Source organism: Microbulbifer echini (assembly GCF_041447225.1).
Lineage (GTDB): Bacteria > Pseudomonadota > Gammaproteobacteria > Pseudomonadales > Cellvibrionaceae > Microbulbifer > Microbulbifer echini.
In genome coordinates, this window is sequence record NZ_JBGMEL010000020.1 from 1 (window position 1) to 19720 (window position 19720).

A 19720-nucleotide genomic window follows, 5' to 3' on the forward strand; every position below is an offset into this window, starting at 1 on the left:
CTATCGAGGTTTAAAGAAAAACACCCAGCGTCTGTGTATGCTGGCCGGCTTTACCAACTTATTAATTGGAAAAAAATATCTTCCGCACTAGGACCAGTGCGTCTGAAATCTGCAAAACGCAGATTTCAGGGAATGAAAATGGGGTTAAATACGTATGGAAACCTGATTTTTGACTAAAAAACATTCATTTTTTTGCTGTGTGAAACCTAATGCAGAGTTAGAAAGCCATTTTTCAGAGTCTCCTTAAATACCACTATCGCCGAAAGCGGGTACAGCTAAGAATTTCTTTATCATAAGTTTTTTCTATGAATAGAATGCAGTCGGTAAGGTTTCTGAGACGTGAGTTTGCAGCGTCTAATGGCTACGGCTGGTGATCGCTTTTTGGAGGTTGGGTCCTCCTTCCCTGTTTGCACCAGTTAAAGCGCTATTTAACTTGAAATCTGTTTTAGGAAGTTACAGAGCAGGAGTGGATGATAAAGTGCCATCACGCTACGCCTTAGTTAGAACCCTCGAGTTAATTGAAGGATGGTGGGTAATAATTCACTGTGCTCGAAGATCCTATGAGGCATAGATATCGATCCCAATCATATAGGGATGTCTTCACTGCGTGTTTCAAGAGCCCTGTATGTATTGCTTCCGGCCCAGTCGATATAGGTTAAATCAGGTTGGGTAGGCCCGCAGGTGTTCTAGGTGGGGGGCTACTCAAGGCGAGACCCCTACCGCTGCTTTGGACTTTTGCAGGTTGTTTTAAGGTATCCAGGATGGATTTTGTTGGGTTTTTGCTCTCCCGGCTCTGGATTCATATTGCTATACTCCGCGCCCCTGAAAGCCCCCTATCTTTATACGGAGAACTTGATGTCTGATTCACAGTGCGATATTGGCTTTATCGGCGCCGGTGTGATGGGTAAGAACCTGATCATGAACCTGGCGGATAACGGCTACAGGGTCTGTGCTTTCGACCTGGATCACAATCGGCTCAATGCACTGCTGGAGCAGGACAAGAAAGAACGCGGCGAACAGCCCGCGCGGGTGGAAACTTGTAATTCGTACACCGAGCTGTTGGCAAAGGTAAAAGCACCGCACCTGATTATTCTGTCAGTGCCGGCGGGTGCGCCCGTGGATGATGTCTGTGGCAAGCTGCTGGATGCGGGCCTAAAAGCCGATGATATCGTGGTGGATACTGGCAATAGCTTATGGACCGATTCAGTTGAGCGTGCCAAACGCTATGAAGGCAAACTGATTTTCTTTACCACGGCCGTATCCGGTGGCGAGGTGGGGGCGCGCTTCGGGCCGTCATTAATGCCTAGCGGAGATCGCTACGCCTGGAGCCGTATCGAGCCTGTTTGGCATGCCATCGCAGCCAAGGTAGACAAGGCCAGCGGCCAGCCCATTGAGCGTTTTGAGCCGGGTAATCCTGTGCGTGAAGGGGAGCCCTGCGCCGCTTATATTGGTCCAATCGGCTCCGGTCACTACGTAAAGATGGTGCACAACGGCATCGAGTATGCCGATATGCAGATGATCTGCGAGGCTTATCATGTCATGCGCAGTGCACTGGCGATGTCTCCGGCAGAAATTGCCGAGGTGTTTTGCGAGTGGAATCGAGGGCCGCTGAATAGCTACCTGATTAGTATCAGTGCGGAAGTCCTGTCTACCCTGGATTCGGTCACTGAGCAGCCGCTGGTGGATGTAATCCTGGATCGTGCCGGCCAAAAAGGTACCGGGTTGTGGACGGCAATAAGCAGTCTCGAGGTTGGCTGCCCTGCGCCAAGTATTGCCGAGGCGGTCTATGCCCGTTCACTATCTACTCGCAAAGCCCTACGAACTCGCGCGGCACAAAAACTGAAAGGCCCGGAAATTTCCCCGGTGGCTGCGGAGCAGCGCGAGGAAGTGATTCAGCAGCTACATGATGCGCTGTACTGCGCCAAGATTTGTGTGTATGCACAGGGATTTGATTTGATGAAGCTGGCTGCACGGGAGCAGGGCTGGCAGCTGAACTTCTCTGAGATTGCCCGTATCTGGCGTGCCGGCTGTATTATCCGAGCGGTATTTCTGCAGTCGATTAGCGATGCTTATGAACGCGATGCCAAGCTCTCCAATCTGCTGCTGGATGACTTCTTTACCCAGCAAATAGCTGAGCACCAGGCTAACTGGCGTCAGGCGGTGGCGAGTGCGACGCTGAATGGTATACCGGTGCCGGCGCTATCCTCTGCATTGAGCTACTACGATGCTTTCCGCACAGAATCACTGCCGGCGAATTTGTTGCAGGGGCAACGGGATTTCTTTGGTGCCCACACATTCTCCCGAGTGGACCAGCCAGAGCAGCGCAAGTATCACGTCCAGTGGAGTGAGCCGGGTCGCCCCATTACTGAAATATAAGGCTCTGATCAAGCCGGGTTCCCCGGCCCCGATCTGGGAGAATCCCCGCAGGGAGAGTTGATATAGTGCTCTCCCTGGCGGGCTTACCTGGCACATCGTGCCGGGTAAGTGATCAAAACACCACTTCTTCCACTTCTCGTGCCAAGTTATCGACTTCTGCACGGGAGGCTTTGGCCACGATTTCCTCTACGCTGACTGACTCAGTGTTTACTCCACCGAAAGCAGCAAGTAAGTCCTTGAGCAGGGCAGAGATTTCCAGGGTCATTACGGCAAAATCCGCATCGAAGCGCAGAGCTGCGTTATCCGCATCGGCGCTGTCAGCCTTTTCCAGCAACTCATCGCTGAATTTTACCCGCTTCAGGGATAGCTGGTCGTCGACCAGGAATTCCACTCCTCCGCGCCAGACGAGGCCCAGTTTGTGTACCTGCATTCCAGCCACCAAGTGGTTGTGGATTTCTTCCGCACACAGATCCTGGTTTTTACAGCGAATCACACTGCCGCTGTCTTTAGGGTCACGCAGTTCACATTCGTGGCCAAATTCGAACTGTGCGGGGGCCTCGGGTGCGGTAAGCCAATGGGTCATGGTGTGCTGTGGCAGATTCTTGGCAGAAAGCGGTATTACCGCAAGGCTGCTGATCGCTTCGCGCAGATTTTCCAGTAATTCCTCCGCGGCAGAGGCTGAGGAAGCATCCACTACTACCCAGCCATCCTGCGGGGCGATGTAGGCGTAGTGCAGTCGCGAACGGGCGAAGGCTTTTGGGCGCATCTCCAGTAGCACTTCATCCTTGAGGTTTTGCCGCTCCTTGCGGCCAACCTGGCGGGCTTCCTTTTCGGAGATGGCTTGGGCAAGCTCCTCCACTTTTTCATTCACGACCGTTGCAGGCAGTACCTTTTCCTGCTTTTTTGCACAGATCATTAAGTGGCCATTGGTGGCGTGCACCAGTTGGCTGCCATGGCGCCCCAATGGAGGGACCCAGCCGTAGCGGGCGGAATCCTGGCTACCACAGGGTACAAAAGCCTGTGTCTCCAGCAATTCGTTCAATTTTTCGGCGTCCAGGCTAAATTCTTTGGTTAAGCGGTAAATACGAAGGTTTTTAAACCACATACATCAGGCCATTTATATTCAGTTGCGTGTGCGGCCGTCAATTATGCGGAAACTGAGGCGAAGCAGCTAGTGAGCTGTTTCCAAATGCCAGATTGTCTTCTCTCAGGTTGCTTCTTTTAGGAGATGATTTGGGAGTTTTGAATAGAGATCTCCCAAGCTTTGCGTCACTTCAGATGGTAGGATCCGGCTACCTTGACAAAATCGGCGGGAGTCAGGTCCTGGAACTGTCATGCAACAGTAATCTGCTTCATTGAATAAAGCAGCACCGTTCGGATACGTCACTGCGTCTTTTGAAAGCTAGGCCCAGGAGGGTAATCAAGATCTCATCGGAGTGGGATGCCTGTGCGTTGTGGCGGTAGCTTCCCTTGCCGAAGAATCGGGTCGGAGTTCTATAGCTGGTGCGATGTGTTCAGAAACCAACAGTCTAACCTCGCAATGGTAATTAAGTTGAGGTTGTCCGAGCGGTCACTCATTGACTGGGGAGCGTTCGATCGTAGTGCAGAGAGAATAGGTATCAGGTATTGGCGGTGTTACTTATTGTTGGGAAGGTCATCACATCAAGCGGGAAAACCAGCAAGTTAGCGGCTTAATGTGGCACGAGGGTTTGCTGCTACAGTCCATTGGGCGGCATTGGTGGTAGTGAAATTGATAAGGGCTGACAGATTGCATTCTTAAGTGAATATGAGGATGCCAAAAATGCCGATTCAAACAAAAATGACCACCGGACCAGGACTTTGTGCCTCCATTCTATAAGGTCCAAAGACGCCATGCCTCTGATGTTAAGTGTAGGAATTTTTAAAATTAACTGTTTCTAAAACAAGAACATTAAGTTTCAAAATGCAAGATTGTGCCTCTTTTGCCAACACTTACAATGGAGCCCACGTTTCAAATGTACTTAAAGAGGTTTTTAAGATGAAAATTAAACAGGTGATAGCGGCTGCAGCCCTGCTATTTAGTCCGGTAGCATTCGCCGACAATATTTTGGTGGTTATGTCTGATGCATCTGAGATGATGTTAAAAGGAGGCACCAAATATGAAACTGGTTTTTACAGTAATGAGTTAATGGAACCGGTTAAGATTTTTCTGGATGAGGGACACACCCTGACCTTTGCGTCACCAAAGGGAATGGCGCCCACTCTCGATGTAAACTCTGATACTCTCGATCATTATAAAAAGGATCAAGAATATTATGACGCGCATAACTCATTGCTTGAGGAATTAAAGATAACTGACCCGAACAACTCTCCAGTTGTTAGTTTCTCACGTATTGAACAAATTGGTATTGAGAATTTTGATGCGATATTTGTTCCCGGTGGACATGCCCCTCTGGCTGATCTTGTCGCCAATGAAAAACTGGGTAAATTCCTGATCCACTTTAACAAAAAGGGAAAGCCAACAGGACTGGTTTGTCATGGTCCAGCCGCATTATTGTCGGCACTGCCTAATAGTAAAGAATTTGAAGCCAGTATGAAACGCGGTGAAGAACCGAAGTCTGTGACTGGCTGGATTTACGAAAACTACGATCTTACGTCTTTCAGCAATACTGAAGAGGCAACGGCAACTAAATATTACTTGAAGGGAGATGAGTTATTCTATACCCCGGAAGATGCGCTGACTTATGCCGGCGGCGATTACAAGCGCTCAAAAGCTGACTGGGGTGAGAAAGTTGTTGTTGATCGCGAGCTGATCACTGGTCAAAACCCTGCATCAGCAGTGGGTGTGGCTAATAAAATGCTAAAAATGCTGAAATAACCTGCATACAGGTTTATATTTTAACCTTCTGTAAGCCCAGCCTTAATGATTGGGCTTATTTTTAGGTTGTACTATGTATGACCTCTGCATTTTATCCTCCCCATTCACGATATTTGTTTTGTAGTTTTGTAGTTTTGTAGTTTTGTAGTTTTGTAGTTTTGTAGTTTGGGGGTTGATCAAAAAATTTCTGGTGAAGCTTTATTCATCGGAAATTTGGGGTCCATAAGGGGTTTTCCAGGTTTGAGGTATTACTGTTTTTTTGCTAAGACAGTAGATCTTTCCCATACTTCTTTTACTACTAAATTTATCGCTTGGTGATGCTATGAATGGCTCAATATTTCAGGAAGGTCATGTTGCAATTATTAGTGGCGGCGCTGATGGAATTGGCTTGGCAGCGGCAAAGAAATTTGCATCCGTGGGGATGAAAATCGGTTTAATCGATCTGAATGAAGAAAAACTTTCGAAGGCTCTAAAGGACTTGCCTGACTCTACGCTTTCATTCGTTGTGGATGTCGGAAATGTTCAATCACTGGAGAAGGTTAAGGTTGAAGTTGTTGAGCAATTTGGTCGAATAGACCTTCTTATGAATAATGCTGGTGTTGGCTACCCAACCAAGAGTTGGGACAATTTAGACAGCTGGGAGAATATAATCAATACTAATTTTTGGGGTGTTGTTAATTCCATACATGTATTTGTACCACAGCTTATTTTACAGGAACATGCCTCTTTAGTGATTAATACAGGATCTAAACAGGGTATAACAACACCTCCAGGCAATCCCGCCTACAATGCGAGTAAAGCCGCAGTAAAAGTGGTAGCTGAAGCACTTGAGTATCAGCTCAGAGAGCTATCTTATAAAGGTGGTCCTCGCAGTAAAAATAATAGGATTGCATCACACTTGTTAATACCAGGGTTTACCTATACGGGGATGATTAGCAGCCCGCAAAAACCCAAGTCGGCCTGGGCCCCAGATCAAGTTATTGATTTTATGTTAGAGCGAATTGAACAGGGCGATTTTTATATTCTTTGCCCTGATAATGACGTAACTCGTGAGGTGGATAATAAGCGTATAGCTTGGGCCGCTGGTGATATCATTGAAGATAGGCCACCCTTATCCCGCTGGCACCCAGATTATGCCGATGCCTTTAAAAAATATATGGAGTCCTGATCGCCTAGTGGTAAAAATTGAGAGGTTTGATTTTTACCTTAATGCAGATGAGCAGGGTAAGTCACATCAAACGAATAGGGATGAAAAGTTCTGTGTAGTGTCAATGAGAGTCGGTGATTTCCCTAATATTCCTATTGGCAGCCCCAAATTTTGAACAAAAATTTCCCTTAAAGAAATCAAGTTCAATAGAGTTGTAGACTACAAAGAAAGCCCGGTAGCACATTAGAGTGAGCTACCGGGGAGAGGCCTCGGTGATTAAGAGGCTACTTTTAGTGATATCCCCGTGCAGGCCTCTATTGCTGACCAAATGACCCCAATTATCGCATTCCAGACTTTCTCAATAGTGACTGCCAGCAGACCTCGTAAGGTCTTGGCAAAGTTCAGGGCCATATCCTCAAGGGAGTCCAGGAAATAGTCCCTTAAGTCTTCGTCTATTTCTTCCGTCACGATAGCTTTGGCGATGAGCTTTGCCTGAAGAGCCAAAGCAGACAGCTGACGTTCTGAGAAACCGCGTATCTCAGTAACATCGTGGCTGATAATTGAAGAGGCTGCATCTTTGATATTGGAAATCAGCTGGTTTACGTCAAGTGACATGTCGAAGTCCTTAGCGGTTCAAAAAAGTTTCGTAGGTCAGTGCCTGGTCCATGGAAATCACAATCTCATTCTTGAAAAGAGCAACAGCGGTAGCACGCAGCCCCTTATCCTCGTCTTCTTCACGCATCCGATTGAGGCTGCTGGAAATTCTCTCTAGAGAGGCAACGCTGGGAGGCTCAGCTTCAAAGACAATATTGGTTCCTTTGGAATTCAGGTAGTTATTGATTTCCTCCAAAGTGTCTTTGTTGGGGATTGGGCGGGTATTGGATTGCAGGGCCATCGCATCAATTTTACCAATCAGGGAATGATAGTTTTGGTTCCTCTCTGTGTAGGAATCTCTGCTGGTGCCATGGGAAACTGAGGAAAAGAACTGCATGAGTTCTGCATTCACTTCGGTGAGGTCTGAGTAGAGCTCCGCATCATATCTGGGGGCCAGCTGGGTACAGCTACTGACTAGAATTGCCAGAAAAACACTTAGGGCCGAAATAACCTTCATTGGCTGGCTGGGCGACATCTCTATTCTCCTTGCTATTGGCGTATTGTTGATATTCGAAATGCTCCGCTATTTTCTCCGGAGCAATTAATTTACGTTATTAATGGATCAAGCTGTCTCCAGGGTGGCTTTGTCGCTGGGAATGTTTGCATTATTTTGCCGCTCAAAGTACGAAAGTAAAAGCCTTACCGCTTCTTGATTGTCGAAGTAGCGGGAGTGTACCTTAGCGGCAATTTTGTCAGGGAAAGTGCCGTAGGAGCCGATAATTCGCTCATAGCAATGGTGGGTCTCGGGCACAGCGGAACCACTGGCAAACCAGTCTGAGTGCGATTTAATATCGATCCACTCAATGAGATCTTCGCGCTGCGATAATGCCATAACTTCGTTTTGTAGCCAGGGCGCCTGTTTGCCCAGAACCTCGATCAGAGAGCCCATGGTCAGTATACGCACGGGGATCCCGAAGGAGGGCAAGTCGGCAAATAGGTCTACCGTCACCACGCTACCAAAGCTGTGACCAACGATAGTAACCGACTCATAGTCTCCCAGTGCCAGGCTGCTCACCAGTTGCTCGCGGACCCGTCGAATAATTTCAAAGCGTACAGCTGGTTTCCCGCGCGCAGCGGGTTCATTGGTAAGATAGCGCTTACAGAAATCGGAGATATCTACCAACAAGGAAACTGGTATTAGAGCCACAATAGCTGTGGCCACGGCCCAGATCCGCCAGCCACCGATATATTCTACTGATCTTTTAAGCTCCTTCACGAGAGGAAATAAGGGGTTATCAGCGGCGGGCTCAATGGCTTCCACGAACAATATAATAGTACCTAGGTACCAAACTAGAAATGCCAGTGCCGATAAAGTCAGTCCAAAAGTTAGGTACTTACGACCCAATACCCCCTTCCAGATATGCAGGTTCGCTAACCAAAACCAGATGAGTGAAAAGCCGCGGGTTAATCGGGTCTTCAGTGTCTGTTGGGTAATACTGGGTACCAGGTCATTCCAGTAGGCTTCAACGAGATCGAGTTCAAGCTCCTGCCCGGTGGCGGTTACGCGTAGGCGTTGTACACCTGGAGGAATCAAAGGGTCTGCAATAGGGGTAAGCGGCATACGTTCGCTTGCGGCGATCAGCCCTTCACTAAATTCAGATAATTGTGCGGTACTGGTAACCCTGGTAAGCCCAGGAACCAACATAATTAAGCTTCTTTTCATAGTATCTTCAAATGGTTGTGTTGAAGCGTGGGCTTCTCCACCAGTGGAACTGACGCCCATAGAGCTATTGCTATAAGAGGCCGGTTACTATTTCGACTGGTATTGCGGTAAGAAATAAACTTCCTTTTATGCGGTTACACGCCGGCGTTGAGCTGGCAGTGGCACATTCCAGTGCCGAAAATTTGATCTGTGGTTAGATTTAACCGGATCAAGAGGCGTGATAGGTGTTTAATTTGGTACTGATATCGCGATTCTTGTTCGATTTATATGTGATAGTCGGTGAGAAGTAAACACCATTTTTTCAAGAGTAGGATTTATTGCTTGGTAACAGAACGAGAAACTGATTTTGAATATTGAGGTTGTAGGTAAATGGTAATCGCCGGAGTAAACATAGGTTACACCGCGGATTCTTTTGAAGAGTGGTACTAATCAGCAGCGACTGTTTTGAGTTCCACGAGTACAAATTCATTACCATATAGATCTACAAAATGCCCAAATTCGGCATTTGTATCCGCGCAGCGTGGCTTGGTGAAGTGGACCCCATTTTCTGAAAGGCGCCTATAATCAAAATCAAAATTATTTGTATAAATCACGGCGCAGGGTTCACCTGCAGTCTGCCTACCGACTTGATCCCGTTGTGCGCTAGATGAAGCTTTTAAAAGCCAAATTCCCATATCCTTTTGCTGAGGTAGGCGAAGGTGAACAAATCTTAATGATGATTCCTCTGAGTCAACAAAAACTTCAAAGCCGAGTTTGTCCCGATAAAATGTTATGGCCTCTTCGTAATCCCGAACAAGAATAACGAGCCTACCTATGGTATTCATATGAAATTCTCCTAACGATGAAGTCTCACTTTCTTTTTGGTATATGGATTCGCCTTGTTGGGTATGGATTCTACCTGAAATTCTGAAAGATTAAATTCCGAAAGTGTCTATGGCGCCAAGTTCTTAAGGAGATGCCCAGTATCTAAGGTCGGTGAAGGTGTAATGACGCGATACTTTTTATTTAAAAGTAAAGATTGAGACTATCTGTGTGTTTTTGCCCAAAGTTAGTCGCAGCGTTTACCTAAGAATGAGTATTTAGATGCCTTTCCTGGGGGGCACTCAATTAGTATCGCTTCCTTCTTTGTAAAATAGCTTTTTCTTTATCCATAAAAGCTAAAGTTATCCCATACAGATACCCCAATATATAGCCTGTCGAGTTGTTTGGCGGGTTTGGGTATGCAAAGTGGTTAGTAAAAAAGCTCAAAAGGAAGCTTGAAATGAACGTTCAGAAGCATACGAACGCTATAAGGTTTATTCCCCGTCTCCTAGCTAGTACTTTGGTGATGATACTCATCCTGACTCAAGAGGAAGCTCGCGCTTGTACCCGGATTTTTTATGAGGCTGGCGATGGGTCATATATTACCGGCCGGAGTATGGATTGGAGTGATGCTAAAGCGGCAATGAATTTTTGGTTGTTTCCTAAAGGGATGCAGAGGAATGGTGGTGTAGGTGAGGGCTCCATAACCTGGACTTCGAAGTACGGCTCGGTAGTGATTAGTATTTATGAGGCGGCAACGTCAGATGGCCTCAATGAGGCTGGCTTGGCCGGGAACCTACTCTATTTAGCTGAAGCCGATTATGGAAATGCAAAAAAACGTGGTAAGCCAACGATATCTGTGGGGGCCTGGCTACAATATATCCTTGATAATTACGCAACTGTGGATGAAGTAGTTAAGGCAATGGAGGCGGATCCATTTACCGTAGTGAGCGCCAACCTTCCCGATGGTAAACCTGCAACGGCTCATATTGCGATCTCTGACCCAAGTGGAGATTCGGCAATATTTGAATATATCAATGGAAAGTTACAAGTGCACCATGGTAAGCAGTACAAGGTGATGACGAACTCACCCGTTTACAACCAGCAGCTTGCAATTAATACCTATTGGAGCCAAATAGGCGGGGATAATTTTTTACCAGGCACTATTAGTGCGGCAGATCGTTTTGTCCGCGCTAGTTATGCCCTTAAATCATCACCAAAATTTAAGGATCACAGGACCGCAATCGCTTCTGTGTTCTCCCAAGTGCGTGCAGTCAGTGTGCCTTTGGGGATGAGTAATCCGGCTAAGCCCAATATAGCCTCGACATTGTGGCGCTCGGTAATAGATCAAAAGAGGATGCGGTATTACTTTGACTCAGTTATCAATCCCTCAGTGGTATGGTTGGATTTTAATAATCTAAATTTTAAAGAAGGTGCAAAGGTTTTATCCATGAAAATGGATGCTCCCAATGATGCTGGGGGGGAAGTATCTTCGCAGCTTAAGCCTGCACAGCCTTTCAAATTTCTTGCAGCAAAAAATTAAAGAGTGCTTGTAAGGCATTCCTGTCGCTGAATGAGGAGGCTGACCTTTGATTCAGGCAGGGGAAGGTTTTTACTCTGCTGATCTTTTAAGTTGGGAGTGATGGTGAAAGATATACTTGCAATAAGAAATATGTGTCGATCAGAGATCGATATTCTAGTTGATTGGGCAGATCATGAAGGGTGGAATCCGGGAAGGCACGATGCGGAAGTGTTCTGGGAAACTAATCCTGAAGCATTTATAGCCGCCGAAGTTCAGAAAGGTTTGATTGGTGCAGGTTCTATTGCCTCTTATGGAGGTAACTATGGGTTTATGGGATTTTTTATTATAAGACCTGAGTACCGCGGATTTGGATTTGGCCGTAAACTTTGGTATCTCATGTGCGAGCGAATGCTTGAGCGGCTTAGGCCTGGGGCAAGTGTTGGTCTCGATGCCGCATTTCAGATGCAGAATTTCTATGCCAAGGGTGGTTTTGTATTTTCCCATCGTAATCTACGTTTTTGTATGGAAATACCGATTGAAAATAAATTAAATGATACCCGAAATCATGAAGTGCTGCCTCTTACTGAAATTCCTTTTACGCAATTGCTTGAATACGACACTTCCTGCTTCTCAACACAAAGAGCGCGCTTCCTGAGAGCCTGGCTTTGCCAGAAAGACTCTCGTGCATTAGGCCTAGTGCAATCAGGAGAGTTGCGTGGGTACGGGTTGATTCGTCGCTGCAGAACAGGTTTTAAAGTGGGCCCCTTATTTGCGAACACTATTAAAGTGGCAGACTCTCTTCTGGTTGAACTGGCAAGCTTTGCTTCAGGTAACTCGATATTTCTGGATGTCCCGGAAAATAACCCGAAAGCTATGGAGTTGACACAAAGATATAATATGAAAGAGATTTTTGGTTGTGCGCGTATGTATCTTGGTTCTATACCTAATGTCGCTCATGAGCGAATCTTTGGTGTGACAACTTTTGAGTTAGGTTAATGGCTTACCGCGCTCTAAAGGGTTGCGCTGGAAAACCGCCTGCACCTGAGTGGCCAAATGGAGCTCGGATAGCCGTACAGTTTGCCTTAAATGTTGAGGAGGAAGGTGCAGAATCCTGCACTCTTAATGGCGATAATCAATCTGAAGCTTACTTGCATGAACTCTCTGGTCGAGGGGCACGGCTTGGGGAAAGAGACCTAATTGTTGAAAGTATATATGAGTAGGGCAGTAGGGTAGGGGGAGTGGCGTATTCTCGATATTTTTGCACCGAAAGGCTTACAGATAACTGTATTTGCAAGTGGATTGGCCTTGAGTTAAAACCCATTCTTGCTAAGGAGTTAGTCAACCGGGGCATGAAATCGCTGGGCACGGCTATCGATGGTTAGATTATCAGAATATTTGTGAGGAGGTGGAGCGAGAACATATTCAAATTACCATTAACTCTATTGAGAGGTTAACAGGAAAAAAAGAAATTAGCTGGTACACAGGTCGAACCAGCAAAAATACTCGAAGTCTTTTAGATGAAGTACCCGAATTGCTCTACAGCTCTGATGCCTATAATGGTGGCCTTTCTTACTGGTGCTTGGAGTCGAGGTGGAGGTTGATTATCCCTTATGCACTGGTAAATAATGATATGCATTACCATTCTCCCAAATGGTTGTGCTTGTGCTGAGGGTTTTTTCAGATTCTTAAGAATAGTTTTGATCTTCTTTGGGGGGAAGGTGGGGGCATGCAAAAATGATGTCGGTTGGGTTGTAAGGCCGAATCAGCGGTCACCCTGCGTGAGCCATTGCATTAGTTCGATTTTTAGCCTAATTCCAGAAGTGCAGGCACGTATGGATTTGCCGACGGGAGGAAATTGCCTGGTATTGGTGGTCCTACCATCCACAGCAGAGCTATAATTAAGTTGGGTAGGTTGTAAGATAGTTCTTGCTCAGAGAAATAACCTGCTGCAATCTGAGCGTTTACGTTTGTTAACACGCTTCAGGTCTATTTTATTTTTTGATACTTATGTCAGTGTAATTCTTATAAAGCTGTCGGGTTAATATTCTCTACCTCTGTTGTAGCGGATTTTCATCAAGAACTCCGAGGCTGCTAGACGTATATCGACACTGACATATCCCGAAGGTAGCCATGAGACCTCCAGTTGATCAACGATTACCACTGTAACTACAGTGCCTATAGCTATTTTAAGGCACGGAGTATAGACAGGGGCACGTGATTTTTTTAAAGGCTATGTAAGTCGTTGCAAGTAGGTTGCTGCCTATTTCTTCAGGTTTTGCCTAAACCATACCTGCATTTCCCATGCAGTTATGGCTCGAAGGGGGCTGGGAGCTTTTTCGGAGGTGATTTGGCTGGCCAGCCCACAATGTATGAATCCTGGGTCTATATATTGATACGTGATCCGCTAGTATTGGCTGGATCTGACCAGTATGTTTCCACTTTTGTGTTGCTCATAGATTGTAAAGGGAAGTACGGCTGTATCAGTTGCAGTCGACATGACGCTGTCGATGAGGTAGATACCAAGGAGTAAGTCAGCATTTATTGATTCACTCGATGAATGCATTTTGCACATATTGTAGGACAATCCGCTGTAAACTCGTGGGATAGACTCACAGCTGGATTTCTGTTTTTTCAGGTTTGCGGCAATTTCACGGTCTGTACTGGTAAGTGTGGTGAAGGTTCCGCAATTTGTTAATATGACGGTGCAAAGGATTAAGGTTAATATTTTCATGGGGTGATTTTCTTTTTCTATTAGGGTTGGTGGCTGAAATGTAGTTTTAGTTTTTCTATATCTTTGAATGAGTCATTTTTTGTTTTGATGTGGGGGTTTGGCCAGGTTAAAAATTTATCTTTATCAGGGGTGTTAACATGATAGCTGAAACCCCTGCGGCTTTATGTCTAGATGTTCTTTCAGTTTGGTTGGTTTGGAAATGTGTTGCCGTTTTCTGAAGTAAAAAAGACGCACTCTTTTCAGGGGTACAATATTCTCACTCTAATTCTTATGCTCCTAGCATCTGCCGTGTGAGTGCTCTAGGTAAAAGGCCCTTCTAATTTGGAAAGGCTTCCATATTCGTCATCAATGTTGTTGGCTAACTTACTTCTAATATAAAAGGCGTTGAGTCCATTGATTGTTTAGCACTTAATCCTGATATGGTGATCATGTTGCTCTTTTGGGATCGAGTGGTAACTTATTGAGGTTGATGTGATGGGTGGGAAAAATATAAGTTGAAGTCACGCTTTTCATAATTTCCTCCGTGTTTGTATAAAGCGATTGTATTGACCCGTGAGTTTAAAATAAAGTTCCAGGCGCAGGGTGCTGTTTTGTGTGAATTAGTTCGCTTCTGCTTATTGGTTAAATATTTTTAATTAACCCCTTTTTACGATCGGTATGATCAATCTCAATAGGGCAACTCTGTATCTTGGGGGGAGTAGCCCGCCCCCAGGCAACTCCTGGCAGACGGGATAAGCACTATTCTACAGACTGCACTGTTAAGGAATAGGAAGGAAAGTCGTTATGACTGAGTGGGAATTGCCTGCACTACCTGAATAAAATAATCCCAGAAATTGGCAACACTCTGGATATGAACTCTCTCTTCGGGGGAGTGGGCGCGGCGGATGGTGGGGCCAAAAGAGACCATGTCCCAGTTGGGGTATGGCTTGGCCAGAAGGCCGCACTCGAGGCCAGCGTGGATCACTTTTACCTCGGCATCTTCGCCTGTCATTTCTCTATACACATTTTTCATCAGGGCAAGTAGTGGCGATGTCGGGTTTGGCGTCCAACCCGGATAAGCATTTTCGAGCTTGGCCTGGGCGCCAGCCAGCTCGAAAGTGGCAGCGACGTCCAGCCCGTGTTGGTCGCGGGCAGTGTCTGACAGGCTGCGCACCAGACACTGGATTTGAGCTTGATGCTGGCCATCTTTTTCTACAGTTACCACGCGAGCGAGGTTGTTGGAGGTGTCAGCGATGCCGTCTAGTGCCGTGCTCATGCGCTCTACGCCGTTGGGACAAGAGCGAATAGCGCGGATCAACTTCAGCTGGCTCGCCGTGTCCATGGTGTTTGCGGGCGTTTCGCAGGTTTCCAGGCGTACTTCGAGCCCCACTTCATTATCAAACTCGCGAGCAATGTGAATGCTCTCGCGCTCGACAATTTCCTGTAGTTGTGTCTGTGCACTGCTAGGTACAACCAGGGTACTGAAGGACTCGCGGGGAATAGCATTGCGTAAGCTGCCGCCATCTAGGCTGGCGATACGCAATAGAGGAAGGGCCCTCAGGGCAGAGTCAATAATGCGATTAGCGATTTTATTGGCGTTGCCGCGGCCTTTGTCGATGTCCAGCCCGGAGTGTCCACCACGCAAGCCGCGCACTATGAGCTTAAAAGCTCGGTCGTTTGCCTCCAGGGGCTCTACAGAGTAAGGCAGAGTAACATTAACATCTACGCCACCGGCGCAACCAATATAGAGCTCGCCTTCATCCTCTGTGTCGAGGTTTAGCAGCAGATCTGCTTCGAAATAACCTGGCTTGAGGTTCTTGGCCCCGGTCATACCCGCTTCTTCATCTATGGTCAGCAACGCTTCCAGAGCCGGGTGGGGAATATCTCTAGATTCCAGTAGGGCGAGGATGGCAGCGACGCCGATACCATTGTCGGCACCGAGGGTAGTGCCTTCTGCGGTAACCCACTCGCCATCCACATAGGGTTTAATGGGGTCGATAAGGAAGTCGTGATTCGTGTCGGCATTTTTTTGCGGCACCATATCTACATGGCTTTGCAAGGCCAGGGTTTGACGGTCTTCCATGCCGGGTGTGGCCTGTTTTTTAAGAATCACATTACCGATTTGGTCGAGCTGTACTTCCAGACCGCGATTCTTGGCAAACTCCACGATGTATTCGACAACCCGGTCTTCGTGTTTGGAGGGGTGGGGGATTTCACAGAGTTTGGCGAAGTGTTTCCACAAGGGGCTAGGGTTCAGCTCAGCAATATTGCTCATTGGTGGCCTCGACTAATTATTACGGGTTGGCTGTTAGGCATTGTCCTGAGTTGGGACGGTTTGCGTGCAACAGTAAAGAGCCCGGCGAATGCCGGGCTCTTTGGGGGTCTCTAGCGACTTATTCTTTCGCCGCTTTTTCGCTTGGCGAATTCTTGGTTAATAACTCGAGAGATATGCGGCGTTTATCCACGTCCACGGATGAAACTTTGACGCCAATAGTCTGCTCCAGCTGGAAGCTATGCTCGTTGTAGGTGAGGGTCAGGTGCTTGCCGTCAAAACTGGGCAGGTTCTTTTTGTCGCCGTTTAGGCGAATGAATCCATCGATTCCGAATTCATTAAGGCGTACGCCGAGCCCTGCACCATTGACCAGGGCGATTCTTCCCGTGAATTCCTGGCCAACTTTATCCTGCATAAATTGTGCGTAGAGCCATTGTTCGAGGGCGCGATTGGCTTGGCGGCCACGGATCAGGCTTTCCTGAAGGGATTCTATCTGTTCATTACTCAGGGACTTGGCGGTATCGCTCTCCAGTGCTGCGCGCAATACCCGGTGGTTGTGCAGGTCGTTGTACTTGCGAATTGGTGAGGTCACGGTGGCATAGGCTTCGAGCCCCAGCCCAAGGTGGGCACCGGCTTGGTTGTTGAGCTGGCCGGGACGCAACATGCGCTTCAGTACTGCCAGAAGGTTCTGCATCTGGGAGTCTTCATGCTGCTCCAGGTGTTTTACCAGGGCCAGGTAGTGCTGCAGTTCACTGAGATCTTTCTCCGCGTGCTCTGGCAGCATCTCTTTGAGTAGGCTGCGCACTTCGCCCATACGCTCCTCGCGGAATCCCAGGTGTACTGAGAAGCAGCCTTGTTGTAGTTCAGCCAGTTTAGAGCCGATGCTGATATTGGTGGCGAGCATCGCCTCTTCTACCATGCGCTGGGCGATATTGCGTTCCTGTTTCTCGATACGTGCAATTTTACGTTTGTCGTCGAGGTGGATCTCGTAGTCAGGGCGGTCTTCCATCGCCAGGGAGTGGCTTGCACGATAGGTGGAGCGAGCCTCAAAAACAGCAGCCAGGTTACGAAGGCTCTGTTTCTGTTCCTCTGGAACCGCGGATTCGTCGCCCTCGATAAACTGGCTGACCTGGATATAGCTCAACTTGTGCTGGGAGCGAATCGCGGCGAATTCATAGCGGCTCTCGCCAAGTTTGCCGTCGGTCTCGATATCGACATGTACCACCAGGGATGGGCGCAGTTCTCCGGGGACCAGCGAGAAAAGGTCTTCACACAGGCGGCGCGGCAGCATCGGAAGGGTTTCGCCCGGCAGATACTGGCTGTGGGCGCGCTCGAAGGCCTCTTTATCCAGAGCGCTGCCTTCGGCAATTACGCTGGAGGGATCGGCAATGGCGATGTGCAGTGTCCAGCCATCGTCGCGGGCAGTGACCGAGAGGGCATCATCCATATCGCGGGTGCTCTCCGCATCAATGGTGGCAAAGCCCAGCTCGGACAGGTCTTGACGCTCAGCCGCGATAGAGGCGAGTTGCTCGCTTATTTCTTGCGCTTGTGCTTGCGCCGCCTGACCAAATTGTTCCGGCAGCTTGAACTGGGCGACGACATAGGCGTGCTCAATCCCAGGAATATCGGGCTTGCCAATAACCGTCTCTACTTTTGCCTGGGCGCGACCGTCCTTAAAGGGATGTCGGTTAATCTTGCAGGCGATGAACTCGCCGGGTTGGGCCTTGCCGCGGGCTTTGGGGGGCAAGAAGATCCAGCGTGAGAGGCCGTTCTGGGTGGGTTGTATAAAATGCCCCTGGCCCCGTTGAACGTACTGTCCAACCAGGTAGTCGAGTTGACTGTCGATTAAGGAGTCCAATTCGGCACTGAGCTTGCCTTTTTTCTCTTCGGAGAGACTGACGCGAACCCGGTCGCCGGGGAATACCCGCTCCATTTCGTTGGGAGGCAAAAAGGCCTCGCGTCCATCTTCCAGCTCCACGAAGCCAAATTTGCCGTTGCTGCCGCGAACCCGGCCCTCGGCAAACTCCTTACTGGAGCGAATATCTGTTTTCAGTTGTGAAAGTTGTTTCAGAGCGTCGGCATTCAGCATCGAGTTTATCTCTCGGGTCGATTTAGGCGCGGATTCTACCAGACCAGGATGATGCGGGTAACGGGGTTCTGGCCGTGAAGAAACTATCCCCGTTTGATTAGGCGCAAAGGTGCCAGGTTGGAGCTGCCCCCAAGTTTACTGACCATATGGACTACAATATTTCCACGGGGCTTGCTGTCCTAAAAAAAAATATTTTGTGTGAAGATTTAGCTATTACTGCGCCGTTATGTGCAAAATATGCAAACTTTATCTGGCGAAGCTAGATATAATCTTACTCTTAAATAAAAACAGATAAGGGCTGTGGTTGTTCCCCAGCTGTAGAACCGGCTTTCCGGAGAGGAACAGTTAATGAGTATTTTTTCCCATTCCGCCTACGATAAACACGAACAAGTGGCGTTTTACCAAGATGCTAAGAGCGGTCTCAAGGCAATTATCGCGGTACACAATACGAATTTAGGTCCCTCCCTGGGTGGCTGCCGCATGTGGCCATACGCCGACGACGGCGAGGCGTTGAATGATGTCCTGCGCTTGTCCCGCGGTATGACTTATAAGTCTGCGATGGCCGGTTTGAAACTCGGCGGCGGTAAATCCGTGATTATCGGCGATCCGCGCAAAGAAAAGACCCCTGAGCTGCTGCGCGCTATGGGTGAGTTCATCAATACCCTGGGTGGTCGCTATATCACGGCAGAGGATTCCGGCACCAGTGTTGCCGATATGAGTGTTATCGGTGAGACCACCGAGTACGTATCCGGCCTGTTTGCGGGTTCTGAATTCGGAGGCGATCCCTCGCCCTCCACAGCTTACGGCGTGTTTGTGGGCCTCAAGGCGGCTGTAGAGCATCGCTGGGGCAAAACAGACCTCACGGGGCTGAAAGTCTCCATTCAGGGGGTTGGTAATGTGGGCTTCCGCCTGGGCAAACTCCTTAAAGAGGCCGGTGCGGAGCTATTTGTAACCGATATCTTCCAGGACAATATCGACCGCGCGGTAACCGAGCTGGGTGCAATCGCGGTTACCGCTGACGAGATTTTTGACCTCGATGTAGACCTCTTCGCCCCCTGCGCGATGGGCGCTATCCTCAATGACGATACGATTTCTCGCCTGAAAGTGGGCGCGGTGGCTGGTGCGGCCAACAATCAGCTGGCTGAGGAGCGCCATGCGGTGGCTCTGCGCGAGAAGGGCGTTCTTTACGCTCCAGACTATGTGATTAATGCCGGTGGCATCATCGATGTCTACTATCAGCAGAGGGGCGACTACGATGCCGCTGAGGTGCGTGCACATATTGAAGCGATTGGCAGCACCATGAAAGAAGTCTTTGAGCGAGCGGATGAGACCGGAGAAACCACGGCACATGTGGCGGACCGTATCGCTGAGGAGCGCTTTGGACACCACTCTGTGACTGGTGGTACGGAGAATAAGTCCGGCACTGTCGCGGCATAACCGAATTCGGCACGAGAGGCGTGCCGATGACCTGATCCCTGGCGATTGGTATCATCGCTTCTCTCTGTGATGTATTTATTTGGGCACTTTAGTGCCCATTTTTTTGTCTGAAGGTTATCTTAGTGGCCTGGCACCTCGCTGGTGCACTAGGTTTGTGGTTTGATCTTGCGGGTGGATATTGCCGATAAGGGG

15 protein-coding genes are annotated in these 19720 nt (G+C 48.3%); 7 read left to right on the top strand and 8 right to left on the bottom strand.

The features are described from left to right. Positions 1-855: 855 nt before the first annotated feature. Positions 856-2376 carry an NADP-dependent phosphogluconate dehydrogenase gene (gene gndA, locus ACCI51_RS16635; RefSeq protein ID WP_299585074.1) on the top strand — a complete coding sequence of 507 codons (1521 nt, stop codon included), beginning with the start codon at positions 856-858 and terminating at the stop codon, positions 2374-2376. Positions 2377-2488: 112 nt separating this feature from the next. Here the strand turns inward: gndA and rdgC are convergent, their stop codons facing one another. Then, positions 2489-3481 (bottom strand): recombination-associated protein RdgC, encoded by a 993-nt coding sequence (rdgC, locus tag ACCI51_RS16640; RefSeq protein ID WP_299585072.1) that lies wholly within the window; start codon positions 3479-3481, stop codon positions 2489-2491. A gap of 912 nt (positions 3482-4393) precedes the next feature. Between rdgC and ACCI51_RS16645 the strand changes: the two genes are divergently transcribed. Beyond that, the gene (locus tag ACCI51_RS16645) at positions 4394-5233 is read left to right on the top strand and encodes a type 1 glutamine amidotransferase domain-containing protein (protein WP_371844575.1); all 840 of its coding nucleotides are present in this window, start codon (positions 4394-4396) and stop codon (positions 5231-5233) included. 322 nt (positions 5234-5555) lie between these two features. Next, positions 5556-6401 carry an SDR family oxidoreductase gene (locus ACCI51_RS16650; RefSeq protein ID WP_299585068.1) on the top strand — a complete coding sequence of 282 codons (846 nt, stop codon included), beginning with the start codon at positions 5556-5558 and terminating at the stop codon, positions 6399-6401. Between the two features lie 255 nt (positions 6402-6656). Here the strand turns inward: ACCI51_RS16650 and ACCI51_RS16655 are convergent, their stop codons facing one another. The 4 genes from ACCI51_RS16655 to ACCI51_RS16670 all read right to left on the bottom strand — a co-directional run bounded on the left by ACCI51_RS16655 (position 6657) and on the right by ACCI51_RS16670 (position 9521). Then, positions 6657-6995 carry a hypothetical protein gene (locus tag ACCI51_RS16655; RefSeq protein ID WP_299585066.1) on the bottom strand — a complete coding sequence of 113 codons (339 nt, stop codon included), beginning with the start codon at positions 6993-6995 and terminating at the stop codon, positions 6657-6659. Positions 6996-7005: 10 nt separating this feature from the next. Then, positions 7006-7509 carry a hypothetical protein gene (locus ACCI51_RS16660; RefSeq protein WP_299585064.1) on the bottom strand — a complete coding sequence of 168 codons (504 nt, stop codon included), beginning with the start codon at positions 7507-7509 and terminating at the stop codon, positions 7006-7008. Between the two features lie 87 nt (positions 7510-7596). Further along, positions 7597-8697: a hypothetical protein gene (locus tag ACCI51_RS16665; protein ID WP_371844576.1), complete on the bottom strand. Its 1101-nt coding sequence runs from the start codon at positions 8695-8697 to the stop codon at positions 7597-7599. A gap of 425 nt (positions 8698-9122) precedes the next feature. Next, entirely contained in the window at positions 9123-9521 is a 399-nt protein-coding gene (locus ACCI51_RS16670) for a VOC family protein (RefSeq protein ID WP_371844577.1), read from the bottom strand. Positions 9522-9958: 437 nt separating this feature from the next. Here ACCI51_RS16670 and ACCI51_RS16675 point away from each other — a divergent pair, with 437 nt between their 5' ends. The 3 genes from ACCI51_RS16675 to ACCI51_RS16685 all read left to right on the top strand — a co-directional run bounded on the left by ACCI51_RS16675 (position 9959) and on the right by ACCI51_RS16685 (position 12689). Beyond that, complete coding sequence (locus tag ACCI51_RS16675) at positions 9959-11041, top strand: linear amide C-N hydrolase (RefSeq protein ID WP_371844578.1); 1083 nt, start codon at positions 9959-9961, stop codon at positions 11039-11041. Positions 11042-11140: 99 nt separating this feature from the next. Continuing rightward, a complete protein-coding gene (locus tag ACCI51_RS16680; RefSeq protein ID WP_371844579.1) occupies positions 11141-12016 on the top strand; it encodes a GNAT family N-acetyltransferase in 876 nt (291 codons plus the stop codon). A 397-nt stretch (positions 12017-12413) separates the two neighbouring features. Further along, entirely contained in the window at positions 12414-12689 is a 276-nt protein-coding gene (locus ACCI51_RS16685) for a polysaccharide deacetylase family protein (RefSeq protein ID WP_371844637.1), read from the top strand. A gap of 735 nt (positions 12690-13424) precedes the next feature. Here ACCI51_RS16685 and ACCI51_RS16690 read toward each other — a convergent pair. The 3 genes from ACCI51_RS16690 to ACCI51_RS16700 form a co-directional block, all read right to left on the bottom strand. Next, positions 13425-13751: a YceK/YidQ family lipoprotein gene (locus ACCI51_RS16690; RefSeq protein WP_371844580.1), complete on the bottom strand. Its 327-nt coding sequence runs from the start codon at positions 13749-13751 to the stop codon at positions 13425-13427. A 781-nt stretch (positions 13752-14532) separates the two neighbouring features. Then, the gene (locus tag ACCI51_RS16695; protein ID WP_371844581.1) at positions 14533-16005 is read right to left on the bottom strand and encodes an aminoacyl-histidine dipeptidase; all 1473 of its coding nucleotides are present in this window, start codon (positions 16003-16005) and stop codon (positions 14533-14535) included. A 118-nt stretch (positions 16006-16123) separates the two neighbouring features. Beyond that, positions 16124-18091 carry a VacB/RNase II family 3'-5' exoribonuclease gene (locus ACCI51_RS16700; protein WP_371844582.1) on the bottom strand — a complete coding sequence of 656 codons (1968 nt, stop codon included), beginning with the start codon at positions 18089-18091 and terminating at the stop codon, positions 16124-16126. A 348-nt stretch (positions 18092-18439) separates the two neighbouring features. Here ACCI51_RS16700 and ACCI51_RS16705 point away from each other — a divergent pair, with 348 nt between their 5' ends. Further along, positions 18440-19528 carry a Glu/Leu/Phe/Val dehydrogenase dimerization domain-containing protein gene (locus ACCI51_RS16705; RefSeq protein WP_299585047.1) on the top strand — a complete coding sequence of 363 codons (1089 nt, stop codon included), beginning with the start codon at positions 18440-18442 and terminating at the stop codon, positions 19526-19528. Positions 19529-19720: the final 192 nt, after the last annotated feature.

Bases quoted from the DNA above. Each gene is read 5' to 3' on its own strand.
- gndA (WP_299585074.1), top strand. From the start codon at position 856: ATGTCTGATTCACAGTGCGATATTGGCTTTATCGGCGCCGGTGTGATG.
- ACCI51_RS16670 (WP_371844577.1), bottom strand. From the start codon at position 9,521: ATGAATACCATAGGTAGGCTCGTTATTCTTGTTCGGGATTACGAAGAG.
- ACCI51_RS16675 (WP_371844578.1), top strand. From the start codon at position 9,959: ATGAACGTTCAGAAGCATACGAACGCTATAAGGTTTATTCCCCGTCTC.
- ACCI51_RS16645 (WP_371844575.1), top strand. From the start codon at position 4,394: ATGAAAATTAAACAGGTGATAGCGGCTGCAGCCCTGCTATTTAGTCCG.
- ACCI51_RS16660 (WP_299585064.1), bottom strand. From the start codon at position 7,509: ATGTCGCCCAGCCAGCCAATGAAGGTTATTTCGGCCCTAAGTGTTTTT.
- ACCI51_RS16655 (WP_299585066.1), bottom strand. From the start codon at position 6,995: ATGTCACTTGACGTAAACCAGCTGATTTCCAATATCAAAGATGCAGCC.
- ACCI51_RS16700 (WP_371844582.1), bottom strand. From the start codon at position 18,091: ATGCTGAATGCCGACGCTCTGAAACAACTTTCACAACTGAAAACAGAT.
- ACCI51_RS16695 (WP_371844581.1), bottom strand. From the start codon at position 16,005: ATGAGCAATATTGCTGAGCTGAACCCTAGCCCCTTGTGGAAACACTTC.
- ACCI51_RS16665 (WP_371844576.1), bottom strand. From the start codon at position 8,697: ATGAAAAGAAGCTTAATTATGTTGGTTCCTGGGCTTACCAGGGTTACC.
- ACCI51_RS16680 (WP_371844579.1), top strand. From the start codon at position 11,141: ATGGTGAAAGATATACTTGCAATAAGAAATATGTGTCGATCAGAGATC.
- ACCI51_RS16690 (WP_371844580.1), bottom strand. From the start codon at position 13,751: ATGAAAATATTAACCTTAATCCTTTGCACCGTCATATTAACAAATTGC.
- ACCI51_RS16705 (WP_299585047.1), top strand. From the start codon at position 18,440: ATGAGTATTTTTTCCCATTCCGCCTACGATAAACACGAACAAGTGGCG.
- ACCI51_RS16650 (WP_299585068.1), top strand. From the start codon at position 5,556: ATGAATGGCTCAATATTTCAGGAAGGTCATGTTGCAATTATTAGTGGC.
- rdgC (WP_299585072.1), bottom strand. From the start codon at position 3,481: ATGTGGTTTAAAAACCTTCGTATTTACCGCTTAACCAAAGAATTTAGC.